Raw genomic sequence first — 26,748 nt, forward strand, 5'->3', positions numbered from 1 at the left:
GGGTCGGCGAGCTCGTGATCGATGTCGGCGAGGCGGTGGCGCACGAGCCGGGCCACCTGCGGCTGGGGGAAGGTCGCCTCGGTGAGCACCTCGCTGAGCAGCTCGAGGGCGACGTCGAAGTGGCGGGCCGTCACCTCCAGGCCGAGGTGGACGCCGCGTTCGCCGGCGCCGGCGCCCCACGCGATCCCGTGCCTCTCCATCAGGTCCGCGAGCTCTTCGTCGGAGTGCAGCCGGGTGCCCTCGTCCAGCGCGCGCGCCATGAGCAGGGTCGCGCCCTCGGTCCCCCGCGCCTCGTGCGAGACGGGTGCCCTGAGCGCCACGCGCAGCGAGAGAACGTGCTGGCCCGGCAGGTCCACCAGCAGCAGGCGGAGCCCGCCAGGCAGGAGCACCTCGTGCGGCTGCGGGAACGACCACACTGCCGGAGGCGCGACGGTCGGGCGGTCGATCATCCTTGGCGTCGCGGCGGACGACGGCGCGGCGCGCCTCATACCCGCTCCTGCCGGTAGACGAGGGTGGCGGCCGCGCCTGGCGCCAGCCACCGGGCGGCTGCCTGCCGCACCTGCTCGGCCGAGACCGCGTCCACCAGGTCGAGGTAGGTGTTGACGTGCGCGGGATCGCCAAAGATCAGCGCGGCCCGGCTGATCAGCTCCGCGCGCTCGTCGTGGGTGGCCAGCGCCTCCAGCCAGGACCGTTCGGTGTCCGCGCGCGAGGCCTCGAGCTCGGCCGGTGTCGGGCCCTGCCGAGCGAAGGTCGTCAGCTCCTCGGCCACGGCCTGCTCCACGACCTCGGGGTCGGTGCCGTCGGTGACATCGAACACGAGCAACGCCAGGGAAGTGCCGTCCCGGAGCCCCAGCGCCGAGGCGGAGCACCCGCTCGCCGTCTCCTCGCCTCGCAGCAGCCGCCGGTGCAGCCGGGAGACCGACAGCGAACCCAGCGCGTCGAGGGCCAGGGCACAGGCCAGGAAGTCCGGGTCGGTGACGGCGGGCAGCCGAAAGCCGAGGTAGACCCGCTCGGACGGGACGTCCTCGCTCAGCTCCAGCCGCAGCGGCTCAGGCAGCGGGTCAAGGGGGGCCCGGGCTGCCGGCCGGGGCTCGGTCCCGTCGACCAGGTGGCCCAGGTACCGCTCGGCGAGGCGGAAGCCGTCCTGCGGCCTCAGGTCGCCCACCATGGTGAGCACGCTCGTCCCCGGTCCGTAGTGGGCGCGGTAGAAGTCGTGCACGTCCTGCAGGGTCGCGTCCCGCAGATCGGCCATCGAGCCGATCGTGGTGTGGTGGTAGGGATGTCCCTCGGGGAAGACCAACCTGCACAGGTGGGCTAGGGCCTGACCGTAGGGCACGGTGTCGTAGCGCTGCCGCTTCTCCTCGACCACCACGTCGCGCTGGACGTCCAGGTTGGTCTGGGTCACCGCGGGCAGCAGGTGACCGTGCCGGTCGCCCTCCAGCCACAGGGCTAGCTCGAGGGCTCCGGTCGGGACCGACTGGACGTAGGCCGTGCGGTCGAAGCTGGTGGTGGCGTTGGCGCGGCCCCCATGCGCCATGAGCAGCGACATGTGCTCCCCTTCCCCCACCAGCTCGCTGCCCTCGAACATGAGGTGCTCGAAGAGGTGGGCCAGCCCGGTGCGGCCGGGCCGTTCGTGCCGGGAGCCGACGTCGACCCACAGGCTGATGGACACCTGGGGCACCGCGTGGTCCTCGCTCACGACCACCCGGAGGCCGTTGTCCAAGGTCGTTTCGGCGATCGGGAACTGCAGGGACATAGACGACTTACCCTAGTCGCCGTTGCGCCAGCTCCAGGCACCGCCCCGTGCGCAGGACCCGGCGGAAGTCACGGTGTCGTGGGGGCCAGATGAGAGATGAACCACGGGATCTCGCGACGGATGCACGAAGGCCCGGACCATGCGGTCCGGGCCTTCGTCTCGCAGACGCGAGTCCAGTAGCGGGGGTAGGATTTGAACCTACGACCTCCGGGTTATGAGCCCGGCGAGCTACCGAGCTGCTCCACCCCGCGTCGTTGCGACACCTCACTCTACGACGTGACCGGGGCCCGCACCAAATCCTGGTGCAAGCCCCGGTCTGTGGTGGTGGCGTCCCTGGGTCAGGGAGCCTCGGTCTCACCTGCGTCGTCGGCGTCTCCCGAGCCACCCGGCATGGTCACCGAGCCGCCGGTGGGATTGGCCGCCACCGCTCGGTCAATCGCCCGGCGCAGACGCTCCTGGGCCTCGCCGTAGGCCTCCCAGTCCTGCGGGTCGCTGGCGAGCGCCTGCTGACCGGCCTCGTAGGCCGCCTCGATCTCCGCGATCGCCTGACCCAGCTCGCTGGCGGGGTCGACCGGCTCCGCCGGCTCACCCGGCTCCTCCGACTCACCCGTGTCCTCCGACTCACCCGGGTCAACGACGGCGTCCTGTCCGGGTTCGCCAGCCGCGTCGGCGTCGCCCGCGGTCGCGCCGGAGTCACCGCCGAAGAGCTCGTCCAACGCCCCGTCCAGGGTGTCCGACCAGGCCAGTTCGTTGCCGAAGGCAACCACGACCACGCGCTGCAGCGGGTAGGCCGTCCCGCCCCGCGCCTGGACGTAGATGGGCTCGACGTAGAGCATCCCGTCACCGACCGGGAGGGTGAGCAGGTTGCCCAGGATGACCTCCGAGCCCTGCTGCCGGTTCAGCGACAGGAACTGGGAAAGGGTCTGGGCGAAGGCCTCGGAGTTCTCCGGGGAGGACTCGATGTCGTTCTGGAACTGGCCGGGGCCGCGGAAGGTGGTCTCCCGGGGCAAGGTCAGCAGCCGCAGCTGACCGAAGTCCTCGCGACGCTGGCCCGCTTGGTCGCCGGCGTTCGCGTCCACGGCCAGGTAGCCGGTGAGGTTCTGCCGCCCTGCACCGCGCGGGATGTAGGTGGTGGTGAGGCTGAACTGCGGCTCGTCCTCTTCCGGCATCTGGATGGACAGATAGTGGGGCGGGATGTCCGGCGGGTTGTCCCCACCGACGCTCGGGTCCTCCGAGGTCCGCCAGAAGTCCTGCCCGGTGAAGAAGGCGTCCGCGGTCTCGACGTGGTAGCGGGAGAGGATCTCGCGCTGCACCTTGAACAGATCCTCGGGGTAGCGCAGGTGCGACATCAGCTCGGCGCTGATCTCGCTCATCGGCTGGACGGAGTTGTCGAAGGCCTGTGACCAGGCCATCAGCAAAGGGTCCTCCTCGTCCCAGGCGTAGAGGGTGACGGTACCGTCGAAGGCGTCCACCGTGGCCTTGACCGAGTTGCGGATGTAGTTGACCTGACCCTCCATGCTGTTCACGTTCCTGGCCTGGGTCTGCAGCGAGTCGGTCGTAACCTCGCCCAGCTCCTCCATCTGGCTGTAGGGGTAGCGGTTGCTGACGGTGTAGCCGTCGACGATCCAGGTCACCCGGCCGTCTACGACCGCGGGGTAGGGGTTGCCGTCCAGGCGCAGCCACGGCGCCACGCGTTCGATCCGCTCGCGGGGCTCGCGGTGGTCGAGCATCTGTGACTCGCTGTTGATGGAGTCGGAGAGCAAGATGTTGACCTCGCGGTGCTTGATGGCGTACGCCAGGCGCCGCACCATCGTCCCCATCATGACTCCGCCGTCGCCCTGGTAGGTGTTGCGCACCTCACCGGTCCCGGCGCCGTCGGCGCTCGCCGGGTAGTCCAGCTCCCGGTCGGGCCCGTCCTCCGGGCCACCCACGATCGAGTACGGCGGGGAGTTCTCGCCGAAGTAGATGCGCGGCTCGTAGTCGCCCAACTCCCCGACGGGCGGAATGTTGCGCTCGTAGAAGATCGGCTCGCCCTCGGCCGATCGGCGGCTGCCGTAGGCCGCGACGACGCCGAAGCCGTGGGTGTAGACGGTGTGGTCGTTGACCCAGTTGCGCTGGTCGGCCGGGATGCCGTCCAGGTTCAGCTCGCGCACGGCAATGACCGTGTCGACCAACTCCCCGTCGATCTCGTAGCTGGCCACGTCGAGGGCGTCAGCGAACTGGTAGTAGTTACGCACGCCCTGGAGCTGACGGAAGGTCGGGGAGACCACGGAGGGGTCGACGATGCGGATGCCGGGAATGGTGTCCGCGTCGGTGCGCAGCTGGCCGGGCTCGACCTCGACCCGCGGGTCGTAGTCGGTGCTCTCGATGTTCTCCAGGCCGTAGGCGGCCCGGGTGCTCTGGATCGCGCGCTGGATGTAGGGCTCTTCCAGCTGCGCCTCCGAGGGTCGCACCCGCAGGGACTGCATCAGCGAGGGGTAGAGCCCGCCGAGGAGCAGTGCGACCACCAGCAGTCCGACGAGCCCTACGATCGGCAGCCGCCAGGTCTTGCTCCAGATGGTGGACAGGAAGAACAAGGCGACCAGGATGGCGGCGACAGCCAGGATGGTGCGGGTCGGCAGCAGCGCGTTGACGTCGGTGTAGGTCATACCCGTGATCCGGGCGTGCTGGGTCATCGACAGCGAGTAGCGCTCGATCCAGTACCCCCCGGCTCGGACCAGCAGCAGCAGCGCCAGCAGCACCGAGAGGTGGATCCGGGCGGCGGTGGTGGTGCGCGAGCCGCGCGGCTGGCCCTGCAGCTGCAGGCCGCCGTAGATGTAGTGGGTCAGCAGTGCCCCGATCAGGCCCAGGCCCAGCACCAGGGTGGCGAAGGACACCAACATCTGCCAGAACGGCAGGCTGAAGACGAAGAAGCCGATGTCGATCTCGAAGTGGGGGTCGACCTCGCCGAACGGCTGACGGTTGATGAAGAGCAGGACAGTCTGCCACTGGGCCGCCGCGGCCGTGCCGACGAAGAGGGCGAGCACGGTTGGCACCGCCACGAAGACCAGCCTGCGCACGGGGTCCAGCGCGCTGCGGTAGCGGTCCAGCGCCGCCTGCTCGGGGGTGCTCGGGGCGTAGATGGGCCGGTGCCGCCAGGCGAGCCAGAGGGCGGACCAGATGAGGCCGGCGGTGAACACCCCGGCGATGAGGAAGAGCGAGACCTGGGTGAGGAGGCGGGTGACGAGCACCTCGCGGAAGCCGACGGTTTCGTACCAAAGGAACTCGGTCCACAAGGTTGCACCCCAGGTCAGCAGGCCCAGGACGACCGCGACGACCACCAGGGTCGGGATGAGCCGGTTGCGCGGGCCACGCCGGCCCGGGGCACCGGGCCGGCCGGGCCCACCGGGTCCACCGGGGCGTCGCGGCCCGGACGGGCCACCGCCACCGGGACGGCCGGGGCCTCCTGCCCCTCCTGCCCCTCCTGCCCCTCCTGGACCACCCGGTCCGCCGGGGCCGCCAGGGCCCTGAGTGCCGCCGGCGCCGGGGCCACCCGTCGGTCCTCCGGACCGTGGCGTGGAGCCGCCGGTGGGTCGGCCGGTCGGGTCGTCCGGGCCGGGACGGGGGTCAGGGTCACGATCACTCACGCTTTCAGCCTAACCGCCGAACCTTCACATCCCGACCAGCGGGCGGGATGGGACGATGGGCGGGTGGCTGACCTTTCGACACCCTCGTCCAAGACCGCACCCGCCCAGCCGCAGGATCCGCTGCTGAGGGCGGCCGTCGACACCGAGCGGCACGTGGCCAGGCTCGGGTGGGACCAGCCGCCCCGCCTGTTCGCCCTGGTGCGGACCGGGCTGCTGCGCGAGCGCGAGCCTAGCCTGACCCCGCAGCTGCAGCAGGCCGACGACGGCGGCTACACAGCCGTGGAGCAGGAGGGGCTGCCGCCTACCTCGGACCTGGAGTCGCTGCTGGGCCGGGTGGCCTGGCCGGAGGACGTCGAGGGCGTCGCCCTGGCCATCGAGCGGATCGTGGTCCCCCCCGAGGCCGAGCGGGACCTTCCGGAGGACCCCGACGCAGCGGCCGGCCAGCTGGCAGCACATCCGGACCGCAAGGACGTCCGGCTGCTCGCGGCCTGTCTCCGGGATGGCCGCAGCATCTGTCTGCTCCGCCAGCGCGACCACGACAGCGACGACGCGGTGGCCGTGGGACAGGACATCGCCCCAGGGCTGACCCACGCCCTGGCGATGACCCTGCGGGACTGAAGGGCGGGGCCGGACCCTGGCCCCGACCGGTGAGGCGTCCTCGGGTACGGCGTCCTCGGGTACGGCGTTCTCAGGCGTCGTCGAGCACGGCCTGGCAGGTCGGCAGGTCCAGCGCCGAGAGGTCCTGCACGCCCTCCACCTGCTCCAGGGTGTCCACGGCGTCCTCGAAGGTCTGCACGGGCACCACGACCAGGTCGTCGGGCTGGCCCGAGACCACCTCGTCGCAGTTGGAGGCGGGGCTGAGGAACAGCTCCACCCCGGCCTCCTGCGCGGCGTACATCTTCTGGGTGATCCCGCCGATGCCGCCCACCTGACCGGTCCCGGTGATCGTGCCGGAGCCCGCGACCGACCGCCCGTCGGTCAGTGGGCCAGGGGTCAGCTTGTCGTAGACGGCCAGGGAGAACATCAGCCCGGCGCTGGGCCCGCCGACGTTGCCGGCGTCGATGGTGATCTCGTAGGGCAGCTCGTAGCGCGGCGCCAGGTAGACCCCGACGATGGTCCGTCCGGTGTCCTCGGCGCGGGTGGTGGGCACGTCGAGGGTGACCTCCTCACCCTCCCGCAACAGGGTGAGTTCGACATCCTCCCCCGGGGTGATGGCCTGGATGCTGTCCTGAACCGCGCGAGTGCTGGTCACCTCGTCGCCGGCCACCGCCAGGATCTGGTCATCGACGTGCAGGACCCCGTCCGCGGGCGCCCCCACCATGACCTGGGCCACCACGACGTCCTCGGGGATCTGCACCCCGTGGGCTCGCAGCGCGACCACGGCGGCGTCCTGCTGGGAGTGCTGCATCAGCGCGGTGTTCTGCTCCCGGACCTGCTCGGCGGTCACGTCCTCGGGGAAGACCAGCTCGCGGGGCACGATGGTGGTGGCCGGGTCGAACTGCGCCCGCAGCCACTCCCAGGCGGTCAGCGGGCTGCCCGGACCACCCTCAAGCCGGATGGTGGTGAAGAACAGGTGGCCCTCGGTGTCCTCGTGGGTCTCCAGCTCCTCGTCCAGCTGCACGATCTCGGCGTCCCTGATGGTGCCGAGGGTGTCGTAGACGGGCCCGGGGTGGTAGACCACCCGGGGCACCGTGACCAGGTTGAGCAGGCCGCCCACGAGGACAGCCAGGGCCACCGTGACCAGAAGCGCCGTAGCCCGGAACCCGACCCGGGTATGCGGAGGCCCCTCCATCACAGGCCGACCCACTCGTGCCCACCCTCCTCGAACTCCTGCCGTTTCCAGATCGGCACCCGCGCCTTGAGCTCCTCGATGAGCCGCCGCCCGCTCTCGAACGCCTCGGCCCGGTGCTCGGCCGAGACGGCGCACACAACCGCGAGGTCCCCCACCGCCAGGTCACCGGTGCGGTGCACCGCATACACCCCGTGGATCTGCTCGCCGGCGGCCACGTCCTCGGCGATGGCGCGCAAGGCGGTGATGGCATCGGGGTGCGCGGAGTAGCCCAGGCTGCTCACGCCGTCCCGGTCGCCGTCGTGGTTGCGCACCGTGCCGACGAAGATGGCGACCGCTCCGGCACGAGGATGCCGCACCGCTTCCAGCGCCTCGTCGAGGGACAGCGGGCGGTCCCAGACGTCGACCACGATCTGCTCAGCACTCACCGCGTCATCATGCCGCATCGAGGCTGGGAACCGGCTGAGCACCCGCCTCGGTGAGCGCGGCGTGCGGGCCCCGCGACCCTCACCTGCTCTGGCCGGTCGGGCCCCGCCCCCGGCGACGACGCAGGAGCGCAGCTGTCGCGATCGCGGCCACCGTAGCGCTGGCCGCCCCGGCGGCCGCCGCCCCGACCGCGTCACGGGCACCGACCCGGCGCGCCATCACCGCCCGGTTCCCCCGGACCTCCTCCAGCAGCACGGCCAGGCAGGCGGCGTTGTCGTAGCGCGGACTCCACCCCACCTGGGTGAGCCACCCGGGCCAGCTGATCCACGAGTGGGCCACGTAGGCCAGGTCGGTCGCCGGGACCGGGACCACGCCCAGACGGTGCAGCCGGTCGGCGGCGGCGTAGGCGGTGCCCTCCGCGACGTCGATACCCCGGATTCCGGACAGCTCCTCGACCTGCGCCTGGGTCAGGGCACCCCCGGCGGCCACGCTCACCTGGTCAGGCACTTCGCTGTCGCCCTCGGCCACCACCAGCAGAGCGGTCCCCAGGTCTGCGACGTGGCAGAAGGACCACAGCGGTTCGGTCCCCCGCAACCGCAAGAGCCGTGGCGCCTCGAAGTGCCGGGTGATCATCGTGTCAACCCCAGGCCCCACCAGGGCAGCCGGCCGCACGACCGTCGTGCGCAACCCCGGGTGCGCGGCGGCCAGACCGCGCAGCTCCTGCTCCACCGCCACCAGGTCGGCGACCAGACCCTCGGTCTCAGCCGCCCGCCCCGGGTGGTCCTCCGGCAGCGGGACGGGGTTGTCGGGCCGCGCGCCGAAGACCATCGTGCTGGTCACGACGATGAGGTGACCGACCCCCGCCGCCGCGGCAGCGGTCACCAGGGTCCGGATCTCGTCGATCTGCCGTGCTCGTCGCACCGCGGGCTGCACCTCGAGCACCCGTATCAGGTCCGGGTCGAAGGCCAGGTGCACCAGCACGTCCACGTCGTCGAGAGCGGCCACCACAGAGGGGGCGGCGACGTCCCCCGGTCGCCAGTCGACCCCCTCCACGCGACCTGCCCGGGCGTCCAGACCGACCACCTGCACGCCCGCGGCCATCAGCTCCTGGGCGAGTGCGCCGCCAAAGGTCGAGGCCGCCCGCGTGAGCGCCAGACGCCGTTGCTGATGACGTGGCGGCGTCGGGCCGCGGCGGGATGCCGGGGCACTCGCGGAACTCACGAGGGTCTCCTGGTGTTGGACAAGGACGAGAAGGACGTCGGTCTGCCACCGACCGTCGCGGCCAGGCGGTCGCCGTGGCAGGCTGGGGTCAGCACCAGACCTAGGAAGGAACACTACGTGTCCGATCATCAGCCCGCCGACCGTCCCGACGAGCCGGACCCGCTGGAGGCGCTCTTCGGCGGCCCGGTCCCGCCGCCCATGAGGGAGGCGCTGGAGGCGATGGGGCTGACCGACCTGGACCCCTCGCAGGTGGCGCAGATGCGCGCCCAGATCCAGATGCTCATGGGGGGTGCAGCAGGTGAGGACCAGGGGCCGGTAGATGAGACGCTGGCGCACGACGTGGCCCGCCAGCTGGTCGCCCAGAACGGCGACTCCTCGATCGGGGAGAGCACCCGACGTGACGTGGCCCAGGTCGTGCAGGTCGCGAACCTGTGGCTGGACCAGGTCACCGACCTGCCCCGGCCGGACGGTGACGGGGTGGCCCTGAGCCGGGCCGAGTGGGTCGAGCGCACCCTGCCGCTGTGGCTGCGCCTGACCACGCCGGTCGCCGAGGGCCTGCAGGCCGCGATGACCTCCGCCGTGCAGCAGCAGCTGTCCTCCTTCGGCGAGGAGGGTGCTCCGCAGATCCCGGGGATGCCGCCCGGGATGAACCCGGCGGCGTTGATGGGCCAGATGGAGCCCATGGTGCGGCGAATGTCGGGCGCCATGTTCGGCGGCCAGGTGGGGCAGGCCGTGGGCACCCTCGCCGGGGAGATCCTCTCCGGCACCGAGGTCGGCCTGCCGATGCTGGAGGACGAGTCGGTCGCCATCCTGCCGGCCAACGTCGCCGCCTTCGCCGAGGGACTGGAGGTCGACCCGGGTGAGGTGCACCTCTATCTGGCTGTCCGGGAGGCCGCCCGCGTGCGACTCTTCGCCGCCGTGCCCTGGTTGGGTCCGCAGCTGCTCACCGCCGTCGAGGACTACGCCCGCGACATCACCATCAACACCGAGGGCATCGAGGAGGCGGTGCGCCAGATCGACCCCCAGGACCACGAGGCCATGCAGCAGGCCGTCGGCGAGAGCCTCTTCGCCCCCGAGCCCAGCCCTGCCCAGCAGGCTGCGCTGACCCGGCTGGAGACGTTCCTGGCCCTGGTCGAGGGCTGGGTCGACGTCGTCACCGCACAGGCGGCCACGCAGCACCTGCCCCACGCGGACGCGCTCGCCGAGGCCGTACGCCGCCGCCGAGCCACCGGCGGGCCGGCAGAGAAGACGTTCGCCTCGCTGGTCGGGCTGGAGCTGCGGCCCCGCCGGATGCGGGACGCCGCCAACCTGTGGGCCGCGCTGGAGGACCGGCACGGTCGCGACGCCCGCGACGAGGCGTGGGGCCATCCAGACGTCGCCCCGAGCGGGGCCGACCTCGACGACCCGCTGGGGTATGTCGAGCGGCACGGCGCCGTGGCCTCCGACCTGGCGGTGACCGACGAGGAGATCGAGCGGCTGCTCAGCGGAGGTGAGGACGAGCGGCGGCCCGGCTCCGACGACGAGCCGCAGGAGGGTTCCTCCGAGCGCTGAGCCAAGAGGCCCGTCCTGCCTCCCCCCGTGCGCCGGGCCTCCCGCGCCGCCCTGGCTGCTGTCCTGTGGACAACCGGCCGGGACGTGCGGGCGGGATGACAGGCTCGGGGGATGGAACGCCCCACCTGGCCGGCCCGCGGCCCCTCGGGGTCGTCGGGCGGATGGTCGGCTGCTGCCGCAGACGGCCCGGTCGAGGGCCCGGGGGTGGTGGCCCACCTGCGGCGCCCGGACGGCCAGCTCCAAGTGGGCGTCGGGCCACGCTCCTGGGTGGTGCATGGATGGTCCCCCGCGTCCTCGCCCGCGGCTAGCCCGGCCTCGCTGCTCGTGCGGGCGCTCTCGGGGGACCGGCCCTGGCCCCCGGGCCCCCCGGCGCTCGCCCGACCCTGCCGCGTCGTCGGCCACGGCGAGCTCGCCGTCGAGATGCGGCGACACCTGGGCTCCGCGGCAGATCCAGGAGCTGCCGGCGGCCCGGTGGTGCTGGTCACCGCGTATGCCGTGCCGGTCGGCACGGCACGGCGCCCCGACCTGGTGTCCACCCCCGTCCTGCCCGTGGTGGCCCAGAGCAGCAGGGTGGTGGTCGGCCCGTGGACAGGCCTGCGGACCGGCCCGTGCCTGCACTGCCTGGACCTGCACCGCGTCGACGCCGACCCCGCCTGGCCAGCGCTCGCCGCCGCCCTGGACGACCCCGTGACCTGTCCACCTCCGCCCCGCCACGGTGCTGACGTGATGGCTCTGGTGACCGCCTTGGCCGGTCTGCTGGTTGACGGGCTTCGGTGCGACGGGCGGGATGCGGACGGGCTGGCCTACGAGGTAGGGGCGCAGCGCCCGCACCTGGTCCTGCGGCGGTGGCCCACCCATGCGGCCTGCCCGTGGCACCCGGGCGGAACGGGTGCCACGGGCAGGCGGGTTGGGGGATGAGGCGGGCCTGGCTCAGGCGGCAACCTCGTCCTTGCGGGGCCGCCCGCGAGGCCGCTTGCGCGGCACCACAGTGCCCTGCAGGACCAGCTCACCACCCCAGACGCCCCACGGCTCACGGCGCTCCAGTGCCCCGGCCAGGCATTCCTGACGTAGGGGGCAGGCCTGGCACAGAGCCTTGGCCTCCTCCACCTCGTGGGGGAGCTCGGCGAACCACAGGTCGGCGGGGTGCTCCTGGCAGGGCAGGCCGGTCCGGGCCGGGCCGGCGCCAAGGAGCGCGCTGAGAGCCGGTGCGTTCTGCGCGACGAGGGTGTCCACGTCGAGTCCTTCCTGGCGTTGTCGGTGCTGGTTGTCGGTGCGGTGCGGGGCGATCGTCATGGCGTGGCTCCTGGGTGCGGATCCGCGATGACCGTGACGCCGGTCGACTCTGGTCGAGACAACGACAACGGCCGCGAATCCTGGACGAGGACTCGCGGCCGGAAGGAAGGCGGTAGGTGCCTAGGTGATCCGGACGGGGGTCACGTCGTGGGTGGGGTCAAAGATCGGCTGGGGCGCGGGCACGGTGTGGTCGAAGAGACGGACACTGCCGCCCACGCTGCCCGGGACGAAGCCGGAGGCGCGCAGACGGAAAGCCCGGAGGGTGGGCAGAGTCGAGCCCTGCACGCCGGTGCCGATGCCGGTGACGATCGCGTTCTCCATGTCTTCCACCCTCCTCTCGTCCTGCGCGTGACCCCACGGACGTATACCGCCGTGGGCTGAACGCAGCCACTGTAGAACCTGCCGAGGTCGGCGCGCAACGGTATTAACGACGTCGCTTCTCGCCCGCGGTCGACGGGCGGCTGTGGGGCTCCCGCTCCCCGCCTATGCGCCCCCGGCGGTCGACCTTTGCAGGATGGCGAGGACGTCCTCGCCGTAGAGGTCCAGCTTGCGCTCACCCACCCCGGAGATCCGCTGCAGGGCAGCCTGATCGGCGGGGCCGGTCTCGGCGATCGCAGTGAGGGTGGCATCGGTGAACACCACGTACGCCGGGACGCCAGCCCCCTGCGCCGTGCGACGGCGCCACTCGCGCAGCGCCTCGAAGACCTCCGGGTCATAGGTCGGCGGGCACGCAGTGCAGCGGCCGACCTTGCGCTCGGCCGCGGTGGAGAGCAGAGTGCCGCACGTGCGACAGGTCCGGGGTGCCTTGGCCGCCGCCTGCCGCCGTCGTCCCCCGGCGCGGGCCCGTGCCGGACGGCCGCCCGCGGCGGGGCCGAGCACATCGACGGCCGGGGCCAGGAACCTGGACACCGTGCGACTGGACCTACCGCCCGAGCGGCTCTGGGCCCAGCTCAGGTGCAGTCGATGCCGGGCCCTGGTCACCCCGACGTAGAGCAGCCGGCGCTCCTCCTCGACCCGTTCGGGGGTGTCGGCCAGGGTGATGGGCAGCAGGCCCTCGCTGCAGCCGACGAGGAAGACCGCGTCCCACTCCAGCCCCTTGGCGGCGTGCAGTGAGGCCAGGGTGATCCCCTCGACCGTGGGTGCGTGCTGGTCCTGGGCCCGGCGCTCCAGCTCGGTGACCAGGTCCACCATCCGAGCCCCTGGTGTCGAAGCGGCCAGATCGTCGGCGAGCACGGCCAGCGCCTGCAGGCTCTCCCAGCGCTCCCGCACCGCACCACCCTGCCCGGGAGCCTCCGGGGCATACCCGGCACCCGCGAGCACGTCTCTGGTCAGCTCACCCAGGGGCTTGCTCCCGTCGTCGGAGCGGACCGCTCCGCGCAGCAGGACCAGGGCGTTGCGCACCTCGGCCCTGGAGAAGAACCTCTCCCCGCCCCTGACGAGGTAGGGGACCCCCGCGCGGGCCAGTGCGGTTTCCAGAGCCTGTGACTGGCTGTTGGTGCGGAACAAGATGGCGATCTCGCTGGCCGAGACCCCCTGCGCGAGCGCATCGCGGGCCACCTCCGCGACGCCTTCGGCCTCGGCCTCGTCATCCGGGTAGGACTGCAGCACGGGCGCGGGGCCGGCGGGGCGCTGCGCCACCAGGGAACCGGCTCCGAGGACGAGGTTGGCCAGGTGGATCACCTGGGGGGTGCTGCGGTAGTTGCGCACCAGCCGCACGGTGCGAGCACCGGAGTACCGGGTCGCGAAAGCGAGCAGGTGGTCGGCCGAGGCTCCGGTGAAGGAGTAGATGGACTGGGCGGGGTCGCCGACCACGCACACGTCGTGGCGCTCCCCCAGCCACAGGTCCAACAGGTGCTGCTGGAGTGGGTTGACGTCCTGGTACTCGTCGACGACGAAGTGGCGGTACTGCTCCCTGACCTGGGCCGCGACCTGAGGGTGCTCGGCCAGGATGCCCGCCGTCAGTAACAGCACGTCCTCGAAGTCGATGACATGTCGCTCGCCGCAGACCTCGTGGTAAACCTCCATCAGCCGCGACATCGCAGTCGCGTCGAGGTCAGCGGCGCCACGGCCTTCGGCACGCGCCCGCTCCAGATAGGTCTGGGGCGTGAGCATGGACACCTTGGCCCACTCGATCTCCGCCGCGACGTCGCGCAGCGCAGTCCGGTCCAGGCCCAGCCGCAGGCGGCCGGCAGCCTCCACCACCGCCTGAACCTTGTGCGAGAGCACGTTCGGCGGGGCGCCGCCGACCGCCTGGGGCCAGAAGAACTGCAGCTGCCGAAGGGCTGCGGCGTGGAAGGTGCGGGCCTGCACGCCCTGCACCCCCAGACCGCGCAACCGGGTGCGCATCTCGCCGGCGGCCCGCGCGGTAAAGGTCACCGCCAGCACCTGGCGCGGACTGTAGGCGCCGGACATCACCCCGTAGGCGATACGGGAGGTCACCGCTCTCGTCTTGCCCGTCCCGGCGCCGGCCAGGACCACCATGGGCCCCAGCGGTGAGGTGGCGACCTCCAGCTGCTCGGGGTCCAGGGACTGCAGGATGCGGTCGGCGTCGGAGGTGCTCACCGCCGCTCCCGTGCCGGCTCGGGCAACGGGCCCCCGAACCACTCCTCGATCAGCCGCCGCGCGATGGAGACCTTCATGGGCAGGGTCGCGGCCCCCGAGGCAACCTCACCCGCGAGCCGCGCCCGGTCATACCACTGCGCGTCCCGCAGCTCCACCGGGTCGACCACGATGTCGGTCGAGGTGGCGACCGCACGGAAACCCAGCATCAGCGAGGCCGGGAAGGGCCACGGTTGGTTGCCCCGGTAGACCAGGTCGGTGACGGTGATGCCCACCTCCTCCTGCACCTCCCGGACCACCGCGGCCTCCAGCGACTCGCCCGCCTCGACGAAGCCGGCGAGCACCGACACCCGGTGCTCGGGCCAGGCCACGCCGGAGCCGAGCAACAACCGGTCGTCGGCATCCGTGACGGCCATGATCACGGCCGGGTCGGTGCGCGGGTGGTGCTGGGAGTCGTCCGCCGGGCAGCGACGAACCCACCCGCCCTGCTCGCTGACGGTCCGGGCCCCGCATCGGGGACAGTGCTGGTGACGCTGGTGCCACTCCGCCAGCGCCGTGGCGGTGGTCAGCAGACCCGCGTCGCGGTCGTCGAGGTCGGCGCCGACGTCCCGCAGCCCGCGCCAGACGATCTCGGGGCCGTCGGCGGCGCCCAGTGGCTCTGTCCCGTCGGCGGCGCCCGGCTCGTCCTCGACCGCGAGGAAGGTGCGACCGTCCTCGACACCGAGGAGCCACGGCCGTGGGACGTCCTCTGGCCGCGGCGGGCGCAGCGCCAGCCGCGGGTGCTCGCCGCCCACGACGGCGGCCGTGCCGGCGCGCAGGGTGAGAACCCGGGTGTCCGGGTCGGAGAGGGCAGCGGTGATGGCCGCCGGGTCCGTGCGCAGCGCCCCCGCGCGGTGGACCGTCGACCGGGACAGGGACAGGTCCAGGAAGGTCTCGTCAGGTCCGCTCACCCGGCCACTGTAGGCGTCCGGCGCGACAAGGTCAGGACGTGCCGGGCCACCTGCCCCCGGTCGGCGGCGCCACCGCATACGGTGGGGTCCGTGATGCGCAGCGACCTGGCCCTGGCCGCCCTGGCGAGCGCCGCGGTGCCCGGCATGAAGCCGGTGGCCGTGGCGGGTCTCGCCCTCCCGCTCGACGAGCAGCCCGACCACCAGCGCGCCGTGGTGGAGGATGCGACCGGACGTCGATGGGTCATCCGCTCCCCCCTCACCCCGGTCGCCGGGGCACGGCTGCTGCGCAACGACGAGCTGGTCCGCCAGCTCTCGCGGCACCTGCCGTTCAAGGTGCCCAGCCCTGTCGGTCGTGCTCAGGTGGGCCCGGACGGGTATGCCGTGGTGTATCCGCACGTGGAGGGCCTCTCCCTGGACTTCACCCGGCTGCCGCCCGGTCAGGGGCTGGCCAGCGCCATCGGCCGGGCCGTGGCGGCCGTGCACAACATCCCGCGGGAGGTGTTCGAGGCGCAGGACGTGCCGGTCTTCGACGCGACCGGGACCCGGCAGCGGCTCACCGCCGTCGTAGACCGTGCTGCGGAGACGGGCCGGGTCCCGACCGGGCTGCTGGCCCGCTGGGAGGAGGCCTTCGACGCCGCCCCGCTGTGGCAGTTCGCCACCACCCCGGTGCACGGGGCGTTCCGGGGCGGCGCGGTCCTGGTGGTCTTCGCTGACGAGGACGCCAGCAGCGGGCGAGTCGTGGCCGTCACGGACTGGGAGGAGGCGATGGTGGGCGATCCGGCCCTGGACCTGGCGGACCTGTGCGCCAGGACGTCCCCCGCCACCTGGGAGTCGATCCTGGACAGCTACGTCCTGGCGCGGGCCCAGCGTCCCGACCCCTACCTGCACGCCCGCGCCCGACTGCTTTCCGAGACGAGCCGGCTGAGCGGCCTGTCCCAGGCGGTGGCCGAGCACGACGAGGACCGGGTCCGGCACATCGTGGAGTCGCTGCGCCGGATGGACCGGCTCACCGAGGACGAGGACTCCCTGGTGCCCGTGACCGCCCGTGGGGCCGGATCCGGCGTCCCGTTCGGCACGGACGTCGTCGGGGACCGCGGCGGCGACGACCCTGACGACATCCCGGCCGCAGACGTGCGCGCGGCGGCCCAGCAACCCGTCGACCAGGGCGAGGCGGACGCGACCGCCGAGGTGCCCGTGTTGTCCTGGGAGAGCGTGGAGCCGACCGCCACCGACGGCGCAGTCGACGATCCGGCCGACGACCAGGAGGGGCCTGTGGGCCGGGACAGCCTTCACCGCCCGGACGCGGGTGGTCCGCAGGACGAGCACGGCAAGGACGACGAGGCCGCGGGCGCCGTCACTGACGACGTGGACGTCGTGCATGACGGTGACCACGTGGACGTCGTGGACGCTGGTGACGACGTGGACGCCGGGGACGACGTGGACGCCGGGGACGACGTGGACGCCGGGGACGACGTGGACGCCGGTGACGACGTGGACGCCGGTGACGCGAAGCCTGCGGAGGACGACGGTGACGACGAGCGCGCCGAGAACGACGATGACCGTCCCCGGGCGAACGCCGACGCGGAGGGCGCCAAGGGCAGCGTCGCCGACGACGATGACCTCAGGACCGGCGCCGGGGACGAGGCTGTCGCGGAGCTGGACGACGAGGGGCGCCTGCACGAGCTGTACGGCATGCCCAGCCCTCCCCGCGACGGCGACTGACCGCTCGGCTCAGGCGAGGTCGCTGCTCCCGCCGGCGACCAGCTCGTGCACCAGGAGCTCGATCTCTGGCTCCCCGGGGAGGGGCGGTCGGACCGTCTCACCGCTGCGCGCGTAGAAGAAGGCTGCGCGCACCTGCTCGGGGTCGCGGCCCGTCAGCCGCGCGTAGGCGATCCGGTAGACGGCCAGCTGCAGTGCGCGCTGCCGCTGCTCGCCGGCGGAGCCGGGTGAGCCGGTCTTCCAGTCCACGATGGTCACTCCCCCGTCGGGGTCCGGGAAGACGGCGTCCACCCGGCCTCGCACGCTGCGTCCGCCGACGACGGTCTCGAGGGCCACCTCGACCGCCACCGGTGAGCGGTCGGCCCACTCGCTGGCGAGGAAGGCCCGCCGCAGCTGCTCCAGGTCGGCGGGTTCCTGTGTGTCATCCAGCTCCAGGTCGTGCAGGTCCACCAGCGTCGCGGCGGCGTAGTGCTGCTCGACCCAGGCGTGGAAGGCGGTGCCTACCCTGGCCTGCGACGCCGGCGGGGTGGGCAGCGGACGCCGCAAGCGCCGACGGAAACCGTCCGGGTCGCTCGCCAGCTCGACCAGCGATGAGGTCGACAGGTGCTCCGGCACAACCGTGCCGTCCAGGTGGCGGGAGCGCTCGGCCCGCTCGGCCAACAGCAGCTCGACGAGCTCAGCCCAGCGGTCTCCCTCCATCTCCAGGGGCAGCACACCCTGGCTCGACGCCTCCCGCGCCGACAGCAGCGCGGTCGACACGTCCAGGACGGCCCGTCGGCGCTCGCCGCGCTCCAACGGCCAGGTCGCCGTGAGCTGCTCGGCTAGGCGCGGGTTCGACATCTGGTCCGGGTCGTCGGGGTCGGGCATCTCCAGCCACGCCCGGGCACGCACGCCCGGGAGCATCCGCAGGTCCTCCAGGAACCGGGAGGTGACCCGTGGACGGGTGCCCGTGGACCAGATGGGCGCGGTCAGCAGCATCCGGTGCCGGGCCCGGGTGTAGGCGACGTAGGCGAGCCGCCGCTCCTCCTGCACCGAGAACCGTCCCTGCGCGAGCTCGAGCTCCTCCAGCTCGCTGCGCAGGGCTCGGGTGTGCGGCACCGAGAGCCAGCCGATGTCGGGACGGCCCTGCCGGTCGCCGCGCAGCGGGGTCGGCAGCCGCCCGATCCCGGCCAACCAGCCCTTCTCGCGGCGTTCCTTGACCTGCCAGCGCCCGTCGGCGAAGACAGGGGTGACCCGGCCGGACGGGAAGGTGCCCTCCGCCAGCCCGGGCACCGCGACGGCGTCCCACTCCAGCCCCTTCGCCGCATGCACGGTCAGCACCTGGACGGCCGAGGTGTCCACGCTGACCTCGGCCAGCTCGGGGACCTCGACACCCTCCAGGCCGCGCTCGTGCTCCCGCGCCGCGTCCAGCCAGTCCAGGAAGCCGCCGAGGGTCACCCGGTCGGCCCCGGCGGCATACCCTGCCGCGACGTCGGCCAGGGCGTCCAGCGGTGCCCGCCCCCAGCTGGGGTGCAGGTCGGGGTCGGAGGCCACCTCGATGTCCAGCCCCAGCAGCCGCTCCCCTTCGGTGACGAGGTCGGGCAGCGGCAGGCCGGTCAGGCGGCGGACGGCGCCGAGCACGCCGCTCAACCACCCGACCCGCGCCTGACCCTCTGGGCTGACGTGTTCGCCCCCCGGGCCCACCCACCCGTCCGGTGGAGGATGCTCGACCGCCTCGGCCAGGACAGGAGCGTGCCCGCGCTCGCCGGCCGCCTCGGCGCCACCCTGCCGGGCATCGACGCGGGCCCAGGCCCACAGCGCATCGATGTCCGCTGCCCCCAGCCGGCACACCGGGCCGGCGAGCAGGCGCATCGCCTGGTCGCCCCTGGTCGGTTCCTGGGCCAGCCAGAGCAGGGCCACCAGGTCGAGCACCTCGGGGGTGTCGAGCAGGCCGCCCAGACCCACCACCTCGACCGGCAGCCCACGTCGGCGCAGCGCGTCGACCACCGCCGGGAACTGGGCACGGGCCCGGCAGAGCACCGCCGCCGTGGCTGTTGTCGGCTCGGCCCACCGCTCCTGCACCCAGTCGGCGACCAGCTCGGCCTCGCCGATGTGGTCCAGCACCCGCGCCACCTCGACCATGCCCTCCTCCGCCCCCGGGCCGGGGCGCAGCGTGGCCACCGGCACCTCCGTCGCCTCACGCAGCGGGGCTGCGACCGCGTTGGCCGCATCCAGGATCAGCCGGTCGTTGCGCCAGGAGGTGGTGAGCTGCAGCACCGCGGCCGGGGTGCCGTCGAGGGCGAACTCGGTCGGGAACCGCGTCAGCGTGGTGGCGCTCGCGCCGCGCCAGCCGTAGATGGACTGGTGCGGGTCACCGACCGCGGTGACGCTCAGGTCGTGGCCGGCGAACAGCGAGGTGAGCAGGACCATCTGGGCCTCGGAGGTGTCCTGGAACTCGTCGAGGAGCACGGCCCGAAACCGTGTCCTCTCGGCCTCCCCCACGTCGGGGACGTCCCGGGCCAGGCGGGCCGCCAGCGCCATCTGGTCACCGAAATCCAGGGCACCACGGGCGGCCTTGGCCCGTCGGTAGTCCTCGACGAGGGGGTAGAGCAGCGCCTGGACCCGCAGCGTCTCCGCCGTCTTCTCCCCGACCTTGAGCGGCTGGCCCTCGTGCCCGAGGTCGACGAGCCGGTCGGCCACCCGGGTGAGAAAGCGGGCGGCCTCCTCCGGCTCGACCAGGTGCTCGCCCAGCTCACCGGCCAGGGCGAGGACCGCCCGCACCACCGTGGCGGGGGCCGAGGTGAGACCCGGCAGGTCCCCCTCGTGCCGGTGCACCAGGTCGTGGGCGAGCTGCCAGCAGGCGGCCTCGGACAGCAGCACCGAGTCCGGCTCCACGCCCAGCCGCAGCCCGTGCTCGTCGACGAGCCGGCCGGCGTAGGCGTGGTAGGTGGAGATGGTGGGCAGGTCGAAACCGATGCCGTCCGCGGAGGCGTCGTCCTCGGCCTGGTCGGTGTCCACCCAGAACCCGACCTCCCGCAGCCGGCGCAGCTTGCTGCTGAGCCGCGCACCTAGCTCGAGCGCGGCCTTGCGGGTGAAGGTCAGCCCGAGCACGTCCTGGGGCGCGACGAGCCCGTTGGCGACCAGCCAGACGACCCGGGCGGCCATCGTCTCGGTCTTGCCCGACCCGGCCCCGGCCACCACGACGGTGGGCCGCAACGGCCCCTCGATCACGGCCTGCTGCTCCGGGGTGGGCGGTGGAGTGCCCAGCGCCGCAGCCAGGTCCAGCGCCGAGAAGCGCAGCCCCTGCTCCGCCGTCGTCGCGGTCATCGTTGGGCTCCTTCGGGCTGCAGGGGGCAGGCGAACCGCGCGGGGCAGGACCGGCACCTGCGCTCCAGGTCGTGCGCGGTGAACCGCGCCCCCCGCATGCCCGTCCCGACCTCCAGGACCAGGCGACGGGCGGCGTCGGGGTCCGGGCGGTCCCCGAGGGGTGGCTGCTCCTGGGCCACCGGCCCGGCGGCACCCAGCTGGACGAGGCGGGCGCCGCCACTGGTGGTCCCCGCGTCGAAGGCGCCGGCCTCGACCGCGACCTGGTAGGCCATGAGCTGGGCATGCTCCTCGACCTCGGCCTGGGTCGGCTTGGTCCGCCCCGTCTTGAGGTCGACCACGACCAGGCGTCCCTGTCCGTCCCGTTCCAACCGGTCCACCGCCCCGACGAGCCGGACGGCGCGATCGGCCTCGGCAGCAAAGCTCTCGGCTCGACCGTCGGGCTGGGCACCGCCCACGCCGTCGGGCGCGCCGTGCTGCGCCGCGGTGAGGTCGGCGTCACCGTCGGGAACTGTCACCGCCAGCTCCAGCTCGGTCCCGAGCAGCTCGCGCCCCGCCGCGGCCGCCTCGCGCACATAGGTCGCGTAACGACCCAGCATCTCCTGGGCCTGACCCAACGCCCGGTCCGCCACCCAGCCGGTGGGCAGCTCGAGGTCGGGCCAACGGCGCAGGAGGTCCTCGCACAGCTCGTCCACCGTCGCGGACGGCGCATCGGCGATGACGGCGTGCACAAGCGTGCCGATCTCGGCTGCCCTCGCCTCCCCCGTCTCGGCGCCGCGCGCGGTGAGGAACCACCGCAGCTGGCAATCCTGGAAGGTCTGCACCTTGGACGGGGACACGCGCACCGGGCCGTCGGGACGGACCGACCGGTCCACCGAGACGTCCCTGGCCTGCCACCAGGACCCGGGGCCGGCGCCGGCGACCCCCTCGGCGTCCAGCCGCGCCAGCAGGTCGACCGCGCGGTCGCGGCCGGCCAGATCCCCCTCGCGTTGGCAGCGCACAGCCGTGCGCCGCATCTCACCCACCAGCCCGCGCAGGGTCATCGGCGCGGGCACCTCGACCGGGGGGTGGTCGCGGTAGTCCGGGTCCACCAGGTCGAGCAGGACGGACGGCTGCTCCTCGGTGCTGCTGGTCGCAGTCACCAGCAGCGCCTCCCGGGCCCGGGTGACCGCGACGTGGAACTGCCGCAGCTCGTCGGCCCGCACCTGCGCCTGGGCGGCGCGCCAGGCTCCGGCGCCTTCGACGGCCCGCCCCTGGAGCGCGGCGACCAGCGCCTCCGCACCCAGCAGGGTGTCCCGCAGGCGCAGGTCCGGCCACACGCCCTCCTGGACACCCACGATCGCCGCCCGGCGCCACCTGCGGCCCGCCGCCGCCTGCGGGGTGAGCACCTCCACCGCGCGCTGGCGTCGGGCACCCACCACCAGGGTGTCGGAGGCGACCTCGGCGGAACGCACCAAGGTCAAGAAGCTGCGGGCGCGGCTGCCGGGCAGCCGCTCCACGAAGCTCTCGGCGGCTCCGAAGAGGACGAGCATGGCGTCCAGGTCCCGGTCGGCGCGGGCACCCAGGGCGCCCCCGGACAGCGCCTGGGAGGCCCACAGCCGGGCTACCGCGCTGGCCCGCCAGAGCGCCCACAGCACCTCCTCCGCGGTGCCCTGCGGACCCTCGGACGACCCGTGGTGGGCGGCGGCACCGGCCTCGAGCACCCGCCCGACCCGTGCCAGCCCGTCCAGACCGGGGTCCACGTCGGAATCGGGGGCACGCCACAACTGAGGGTCGCTGACCAGCTCGGCGAGCAGCTCGTCCGCTCGTCGGGTCCCACCGGCGGCAAGCTCGGCCGCCCGCACCCGGCGGCGCAGCCGACGCAGGGCCAGCGGGTCCAAACCTCCGAGCGGGCTGCCGAGCAGCTCCACCGCCTCCTCGGGAGTCACCCACCAGGCCCGGCCGGCATCCTGCTCTCGGGGCCCGCGGGTGACGATGTCAAAGGCCAGCAGGAAGGGGAGCACGGCGGGGTCCTGACCGAGCGGGACGCCGGAGCGGTCCAGGTGCACGGGCACCCCGCCGGTCGCCAACGCGCGTCGGACCGTCTCTTGCTGCCGGCCCGACCTGGCCAGGACCACCAGCTCCTCCCACGGGACGCCGTCGACCAGGTGCGCCCGACGCAACCAGCGAGCCACGTGCGCCGCCTCCTGGGCCGCGCTGCGCGCCAGGGCCACCGAGACGTCGCCGGGGCCGGACCCGGGCTCCGGCCGACGGTGCGCCCGGCTGCTCGTCACGCCGACGCGTTCGGCGACCCGGTCGGCCACCCGCGCGACCTCGCCCGCAGAACCGTGGCGGTGCCGCAGGAGAACGGTGGGGACGGTCTGGGCCGGCTCCCCCGAACCGGTGCGCGGGGACCGCTCGTGCCAACGGCTGGCCAGGTCGACGAAGGCGCCCGGCAGCGCGCCCCGGAACCCCTGGGCTGCGGCATCCGGGTCGCCAGCCAGGACCGCATCCGCTGACGCGGGCCTGAGGACGTCCAGCAGTCGCACCGCGGACGCGGTGAGCTCCTGGGCGTCGTCGACGACGACGACCTCCACCTGCTCCTGGACCACCCATCGCAGCTCCTCGTCGTCCTCGAGGGCATCCGCGGCCGCCGTGCAGATCCAGGCCGGGTCATAGCTGCCCGGGTCGGACAATGCCGTGACCTGGTCGTACTCGGCGAGCACCTGCGCGGCGCACGCCCACTCGGGCCGGTCCTGTCGCTGGGCCAGCTCTTCCAGGTCGGCCGGCGCCAACCCGTGCTCGACGGCCCGCATCAGCAGGTCCCGAAGCTGGGCCCGAAAGCCCGTGGTCGGCAGCGCCGGGACCAGGCGCTCCGGCCACCGTGGGCCGGTGCCCAGCTCCTGGTGGCCGATGAGCAGCTCCCGCAGGACGACGTCCTGCTCGGCACCGGAGATCAGTCGCGGACCGGGCTCCCCGGACCGGGCAGCAGCCAGGCGGAGCACGGCGAACGCGAGGGATGCGGCGGTGCGAGCCATCGGCTCGGTATGGGTCCGCCCCAGCCCGGAGCCGATCTGGGTCCGGAGCCGGGCCGCGGCCGGGCGCGTCGGCGCCAGCACCAGGCACCGGTCCGGGGAGGTGCCCGCACCCACCCGGTGCCGCACGTGCTCGACCAAGGCCGTGGTGCGCCCGGTGCCGGGCGCACCGAGCACGAGCAGCACGCCGTCGCGGTGGCCCACGACGGTGGCTTGGCCGGCGTCGAGACGCGGGCGCGGGGAGAGAGACATGGGCTCATCACATCATCGCGCCCTGACACACCCCGGTGGCGCCAGCGCTGGACCCCGCGCCATCCGGCTGATGACCGCCCCTAGGATGAGCGGACCGCACCCGAGGAGCCACCCGTGAGCACCAGCCCCGAGAACCGTCCGCGCCTGCGTCGGGACCAGCGCCGCGTCCAGTTGCTCGACGCTGCCCTGGAGGCCTTCTCCCAGGGCGGCTACCACCAGACGCTCATGGACGACATCGCCGATCGGGCCGGGGTGAGCAAGCCGGTGCTCTACCAACATTTCGACAGCAAGCTCGACCTTTACCTCGGGATCGCCCGCGGGGTCGCCGATGAGGTGCTGACCACCCTCACCGCTGCCCTGGCCTCCTCGGACAACAACCCGGAGCGGATCAGGGCGTGCGTGGCCACCTTCTTCGACTTCGTCGACCGCCCGGGGTCGGGCTTCCCCCTACTCTTCGCCTCCGACATGGGCCAGGAGCCGGCCGTTGCCGCGCTGCTCGAGGAGACGCGGCGGGCGTGCGGCGAGGCGCTGGCGGCCGAGGTCGCCGAGGCGACTGACGTGCCGCGGGAGGAGGCCGTGCTCGTCGGCATGGCCCTGGCCGGGGTGGCGCAGACCGCGGCGATGCACTGGTACCGGTCCCCAGGCGACCTCTCTAAGGAGCGGGCCACGGACGTGGTCGTGGCCCTGGCCTGGCGTGGACTGGACGGTCTGCCCGTCGAGGGTGCCACCGGCGCACACCAAGACGCGCGTTAGGCTGGCGACTTGCGTCGGAGCCCGCCCAGGGCCTCGACCACGATCTCTAGGAGGTATGTCCGTGGAGGTTCGAATCGGCATCCGCGATGTCGCCCGAGAGGTGGCCTTCGAGTCCGCTCAGACACCTGACCAGGTCCGCGCCGCCGTCGCCGAGGCCGTCTCCGCCGGCACCGGGATGCTGGAGCTGGCCGACGAGAAGGGCGGCGTGGTGCTCGTCCCCGTCACTGCCCTGGGGTATGTCGAGCTCGGCGCCCACGACAAGGGCCGGGTGGGCTTCGGGGCGCACTGACCCCCGTCCGACGACCGCCCCCCGCCCGGCTCCGTCGCGGGAGGGGGCGGTCCGTGAAGGGCTGCCCCTCCCCGCTCAGGTGGCGGATGGGACAGGAGATGAGTACTGTAAACGTCGTTCCAAGCGGAAGCGCATGCTTCCGCTATTTGGCAGGGCAAACCTTGCTGACCATCGCAGAAAGGGAACCATCACCATGATCGGTACCATCATCGCCGCCCTGGTCGCCGGGCTGATCGTCGGGCCACTGGCGCGCCTCATCCTGCCGGGCCGCCAGAACCTGTCCATCCCCATGACCGTCCTGCTGGGAGCCGTCGGCGCCCTGCTCGGCGTCTTCCTCGGCCGGCTGTTCTTGGACTACGACGGAGGGCCCCTGAACTTCTGGGGCATCATCCTCGGCGTCGTCGGCGCGATCATTGTCGTCTTGGCCTACGGCGCCATCACCGGCAACAAGGGCACCGACCGTCGGGTCACTCGCTGACCTCACCCCGTCCGCCTCGGCGCGTTCTTCCTTTTCGGAAGGGCGCGCCGTTGTTGTTCTCTACGTCTTCCAGCGCTGACACCCTCGGGTAGGCTGATTCCCGTTCACCGGTGACCGGTCGGCCGTCCGCGCCGTGCGGCGGTTGCTGCTGGTGGGGCTTCCTCGCCCTACGGCATACCTTCCAGAAGTCCTCCGATCGGCCCGGACCGACGCAGCACACACGCCGCGCCGTCCCACCGATCAGGAAGAGTCACCATGCAGGAGACCCGCACCTTTGCCGACTTCGGTCTGCACCCCGACATCGTGGCGGCATTGGCCGACACCGGGATCACCGCTCCCTTCCCCATCCAGGCGATGACGCTGCCGGTGGCGATGAGCCGGCACGACATCATCGGCCAGGCCAAGACCGGCACCGGCAAGACCCTCGGTTTCGGGCTGCCGCTTCTGCACAATGTCGTCGCCCCCGGCGACGAGGGGTATGCGGCGATGGAGCGGCCGGGCGCCCCCCAGGCCCTCGTCGTGGCTCCCACGCGCGAGCTCGCCGTGCAGGTCGCCGGCGACCTCACCAAGGCGGGGTCGCGGCGCGGCATCCGGGTCCTCACCGTCTACGGCGGCCGGGCCTACGAGCCGCAGATCGAGGCGCTGGAGAAGGGCGTCGAGGTGGTCGTCGGCACTCCCGGCCGGCTGCTGGACCTGGCCTCCAAGGGCCACCTGACGCTGGCTCACGCACGTACCGTCGTGCTGGACGAGGCCGACGAGATGCTCGACCTGGGGTTCCTGCCCGACGTGGAGAAGATGCTGGCGCTCACGCCGGCCGGCCGGCACACGATGCTCTTCTCCGCGACGATGCCGGGGGCCGTCGTCGCCCTGGCCCGTCTGTACATGACCCAGCCGACCCACATCCGCGCGATGAGCGACGACGGTGACGACCGTCGGACGGTGGCCGCGGTCGAGCAGTTCGCCTACCGGGCGCACGCCATGGACAAGGTGGAGATGCTGGCCCGGATCCTGCAGGCCGAGGGCCGCGGGCTGACGATCGTCTTCACCCGCACCAAGCGGACCGCGGCCAAGGTCTCCGATGAGCTCGCCGAGCGTGGTTTCGCGGCCGCCGCCATCCACGGCGACCTGGGCCAGGGTGCGCGAGAGCAGGCTCTTCGCGCCTTCCGGTCCGGCAAGGTTGACGTGCTGGTGGCCACCGACGTCGCCGCCCGCGGAATCGACGTCGAGGCCGTCACCCACGTCATCAACTATCAGTGCCCCGAGGACGAGAAGACCTACCTGCACCGGATCGGCCGCACCGCCCGGGCCGGGGCGGCCGGTGTGGCCGTCACCTTCGTGGACTGGGACGACCTGCACCGCTGGGCCCTGATCAACAAGGCGCTGGAACTGGGCTACCCCGAGCCGGAGGAGACCTACTCCTCCAGCCCGCACCTGTTCGAGCAGCTGAACATCCCGGAAGGCACCCGCGGGAGGCTGCCCCGGTCGGCCCGCACCCGGGAGGGCCTGTCCGGAGAGGTGCTGGAGGACCTGGGCGGGCCTGAGCAGCGCCGCAGCGGAGGTCGTGGTGCCGGTGGCCGCCCGGACCGGGAACGCTCCAACCAGGGCCGCCCGGGTCACTCGGGCAACGAAGGCCGCTCGAGCAACGAAGGTCGCTCGGGCAGCGAAGGTCGCCCGGGCAGCGAGGGCCGCGCCGCCACCGAGCAGCGTGGCGACGGCGGGGGCCGGCGCCGCCGCCGCAGGACTAACCGCGCCGCGCAGGGGTAACCGCG

General features: G+C 73.0%; 21 protein-coding genes and 1 tRNA gene. 9 read left to right on the forward strand and 13 right to left on the reverse strand.

Going from position 1 to position 26,748, the window contains the following annotated elements; genetic code table 11:
• Positions 1-14: 14 nt before the first annotated feature.
• On the forward strand, positions 15-506 hold the full coding sequence (locus FY030_RS11000; protein ID WP_158061545.1) for a hypothetical protein: 492 nt from the start codon (positions 15-17) through the stop codon (positions 504-506).
• Here the strand turns inward: FY030_RS11000 and FY030_RS11005 are convergent.
• The 4 genes from FY030_RS11005 to FY030_RS17090 all read right to left on the reverse strand — a co-directional run bounded on the left by FY030_RS11005 (position 485) and on the right by FY030_RS17090 (position 5,372).
• The gene (locus FY030_RS11005; RefSeq protein WP_158061546.1) at positions 485-1,756 is read right to left on the reverse strand and encodes a M16 family metallopeptidase; all 1,272 of its coding nucleotides are present in this window, start codon (positions 1,754-1,756) and stop codon (positions 485-487) included. The two genes, FY030_RS11000 and FY030_RS11005, sit on opposite strands and share 22 nt — an antisense overlap.
• A gap of 177 nt (positions 1,757-1,933) precedes the next feature.
• A tRNA-Met gene (locus FY030_RS11010) sits at positions 1,934-2,007 on the reverse strand.
• Positions 2,008-2,094: 87 nt separating this feature from the next.
• A complete protein-coding gene (locus tag FY030_RS11015; RefSeq protein ID WP_272950513.1) occupies positions 2,095-5,076 on the reverse strand; it encodes a UPF0182 family membrane protein in 2,982 nt (993 codons plus the stop codon).
• Positions 5,046-5,372 carry a hypothetical protein gene (locus tag FY030_RS17090; RefSeq protein WP_192498808.1) on the reverse strand — a complete coding sequence of 109 codons (327 nt, stop codon included), beginning with the start codon at positions 5,370-5,372 and terminating at the stop codon, positions 5,046-5,048. Before FY030_RS17090 ends, FY030_RS11015 begins: the two co-directional genes overlap by 31 nt.
• A 73-nt stretch (positions 5,373-5,445) precedes the next feature.
• On the opposite strand from FY030_RS17090, the gene FY030_RS11025 reads away from it, so the two are divergent.
• Complete coding sequence (locus FY030_RS11025) at positions 5,446-6,000, forward strand: PPA1309 family protein (RefSeq protein ID WP_158061547.1); 555 nt, start codon at positions 5,446-5,448, stop codon at positions 5,998-6,000.
• 70 nt (positions 6,001-6,070) lie between these two features.
• Here the strand turns inward: FY030_RS11025 and FY030_RS11030 are convergent, their stop codons facing one another.
• The 3 genes from FY030_RS11030 to FY030_RS11045 all read right to left on the reverse strand — a co-directional run bounded on the left by FY030_RS11030 (position 6,071) and on the right by FY030_RS11045 (position 8,818).
• The gene (locus tag FY030_RS11030) at positions 6,071-7,189 is read right to left on the reverse strand and encodes a YlbL family protein (protein ID WP_192498575.1); all 1,119 of its coding nucleotides are present in this window, start codon (positions 7,187-7,189) and stop codon (positions 6,071-6,073) included.
• Complete coding sequence (locus FY030_RS11040; protein WP_272950514.1) at positions 7,174-7,599, reverse strand: molybdenum cofactor biosynthesis protein MoaE; 426 nt, start codon at positions 7,597-7,599, stop codon at positions 7,174-7,176. The genes FY030_RS11030 and FY030_RS11040 overlap by 16 nt, the downstream gene beginning before the upstream one ends.
• Before the next feature lie 79 nt (positions 7,600-7,678).
• A complete protein-coding gene (locus FY030_RS11045; RefSeq protein WP_202879696.1) occupies positions 7,679-8,818 on the reverse strand; it encodes an NAD-dependent epimerase/dehydratase family protein in 1,140 nt (379 codons plus the stop codon).
• A gap of 117 nt (positions 8,819-8,935) precedes the next feature.
• On the opposite strand from FY030_RS11045, the gene FY030_RS11050 reads away from it, so the two are divergent.
• Entirely contained in the window at positions 8,936-10,369 is a 1,434-nt protein-coding gene (locus tag FY030_RS11050) for a zinc-dependent metalloprotease (RefSeq protein WP_158061552.1), read from the forward strand.
• 111 nt (positions 10,370-10,480) lie between these two features.
• Positions 10,481-11,287 (forward strand): hypothetical protein, encoded by an 807-nt coding sequence (locus FY030_RS11055; protein WP_158061553.1) that lies wholly within the window; start codon positions 10,481-10,483, stop codon positions 11,285-11,287.
• Between the two features lie 12 nt (positions 11,288-11,299).
• On the opposite strand, the gene FY030_RS17225 is transcribed toward FY030_RS11055, so the two are convergent.
• The 4 genes from FY030_RS17225 to nudC form a co-directional block, all read right to left on the reverse strand.
• Positions 11,300-11,662 carry a WhiB family transcriptional regulator gene (locus tag FY030_RS17225; protein WP_158061554.1) on the reverse strand — a complete coding sequence of 121 codons (363 nt, stop codon included), beginning with the start codon at positions 11,660-11,662 and terminating at the stop codon, positions 11,300-11,302.
• 120 nt (positions 11,663-11,782) lie between these two features.
• On the reverse strand, positions 11,783-11,983 hold the full coding sequence (locus FY030_RS11065; protein WP_158061555.1) for a hypothetical protein: 201 nt from the start codon (positions 11,981-11,983) through the stop codon (positions 11,783-11,785).
• A gap of 162 nt (positions 11,984-12,145) precedes the next feature.
• A complete protein-coding gene (locus FY030_RS11070) occupies positions 12,146-14,224 on the reverse strand; it encodes an ATP-dependent DNA helicase UvrD2 (RefSeq protein WP_158061556.1) in 2,079 nt (692 codons plus the stop codon).
• Positions 14,221-15,171, reverse strand: coding sequence for an NAD(+) diphosphatase (gene nudC, locus FY030_RS11075; RefSeq protein WP_238348240.1), 951 nt, complete (start codon positions 15,169-15,171; stop codon positions 14,221-14,223). Before nudC ends, FY030_RS11070 begins: the two co-directional genes overlap by 4 nt.
• 93 nt (positions 15,172-15,264) lie before the next feature.
• Here nudC and FY030_RS11080 point away from each other — a divergent pair, with 93 nt between their 5' ends.
• The gene (locus FY030_RS11080; RefSeq protein WP_238348665.1) at positions 15,265-16,893 is read left to right on the forward strand and encodes a phosphotransferase; all 1,629 of its coding nucleotides are present in this window, start codon (positions 15,265-15,267) and stop codon (positions 16,891-16,893) included.
• Between the two features lie 9 nt (positions 16,894-16,902).
• Here the strand turns inward: FY030_RS11080 and FY030_RS11085 are convergent, their stop codons facing one another.
• Complete coding sequence (locus FY030_RS11085) at positions 16,903-20,196, reverse strand: ATP-dependent helicase (RefSeq protein WP_158061559.1); 3,294 nt, start codon at positions 20,194-20,196, stop codon at positions 16,903-16,905.
• A complete protein-coding gene (locus tag FY030_RS11090; RefSeq protein WP_158061560.1) occupies positions 20,193-23,459 on the reverse strand; it encodes a UrvD/REP family ATP-dependent DNA helicase in 3,267 nt (1,088 codons plus the stop codon). The genes FY030_RS11085 and FY030_RS11090 overlap by 4 nt, the downstream gene beginning before the upstream one ends.
• Positions 23,460-23,573: 114 nt before the next feature.
• Here FY030_RS11090 and FY030_RS11095 point away from each other — a divergent pair, with 114 nt between their 5' ends.
• From FY030_RS11095 to FY030_RS11110, 4 genes are all read left to right on the forward strand, one after another.
• Positions 23,574-24,212, forward strand: a complete 639-nt coding sequence (locus tag FY030_RS11095) for a TetR/AcrR family transcriptional regulator (protein ID WP_158061561.1) — start codon at positions 23,574-23,576, stop codon at positions 24,210-24,212.
• Positions 24,213-24,267: 55 nt separating this feature from the next.
• The gene (locus FY030_RS11100; RefSeq protein ID WP_337692449.1) at positions 24,268-24,501 is read left to right on the forward strand and encodes a DUF3107 domain-containing protein; all 234 of its coding nucleotides are present in this window, start codon (positions 24,268-24,270) and stop codon (positions 24,499-24,501) included.
• Between the two features lie 193 nt (positions 24,502-24,694).
• Positions 24,695-24,979: a GlsB/YeaQ/YmgE family stress response membrane protein gene (locus FY030_RS11105; RefSeq protein WP_158061563.1), complete on the forward strand. Its 285-nt coding sequence runs from the start codon at positions 24,695-24,697 to the stop codon at positions 24,977-24,979.
• A gap of 255 nt (positions 24,980-25,234) precedes the next feature.
• Positions 25,235-26,743 (forward strand): DEAD/DEAH box helicase, encoded by a 1,509-nt coding sequence (locus FY030_RS11110; protein ID WP_158061564.1) that lies wholly within the window; start codon positions 25,235-25,237, stop codon positions 26,741-26,743.
• The last annotated feature ends 5 nt before the right edge of the window (positions 26,744-26,748 follow it).

The organism is Ornithinimicrobium pratense (assembly GCF_008843165.1).
In the GTDB taxonomy this organism is placed as follows: Bacteria; Actinomycetota; Actinomycetes; order Actinomycetales; family Dermatophilaceae; genus Ornithinicoccus; species Ornithinicoccus pratensis.

Bases quoted from the DNA above. Each gene is read 5' to 3' on its own strand.
- FY030_RS17225 (WP_158061554.1), bottom strand. From the start codon at position 11,662: ATGACGATCGCCCCGCACCGCACCGACAACCAGCACCGACAACGCCAG.
- FY030_RS11085 (WP_158061559.1), bottom strand. From the start codon at position 20,196: ATGACCGCGACGACGGCGGAGCAGGGGCTGCGCTTCTCGGCGCTGGAC.
- FY030_RS11105 (WP_158061563.1), top strand. From the start codon at position 24,695: ATGATCGGTACCATCATCGCCGCCCTGGTCGCCGGGCTGATCGTCGGG.
- FY030_RS11100 (WP_337692449.1), top strand. From the start codon at position 24,268: ATGTCCGTGGAGGTTCGAATCGGCATCCGCGATGTCGCCCGAGAGGTG.
- FY030_RS11065 (WP_158061555.1), bottom strand. From the start codon at position 11,983: ATGGAGAACGCGATCGTCACCGGCATCGGCACCGGCGTGCAGGGCTCG.
- FY030_RS11110 (WP_158061564.1), top strand. From the start codon at position 25,235: ATGCAGGAGACCCGCACCTTTGCCGACTTCGGTCTGCACCCCGACATC.
- FY030_RS11005 (WP_158061546.1), bottom strand. From the start codon at position 1,756: ATGTCCCTGCAGTTCCCGATCGCCGAAACGACCTTGGACAACGGCCTC.
- FY030_RS11080 (WP_238348665.1), top strand. From the start codon at position 15,265: ATGCGCAGCGACCTGGCCCTGGCCGCCCTGGCGAGCGCCGCGGTGCCC.
- FY030_RS11055 (WP_158061553.1), top strand. From the start codon at position 10,481: ATGGAACGCCCCACCTGGCCGGCCCGCGGCCCCTCGGGGTCGTCGGGC.
- FY030_RS11090 (WP_158061560.1), bottom strand. From the start codon at position 23,459: ATGTCTCTCTCCCCGCGCCCGCGTCTCGACGCCGGCCAAGCCACCGTC.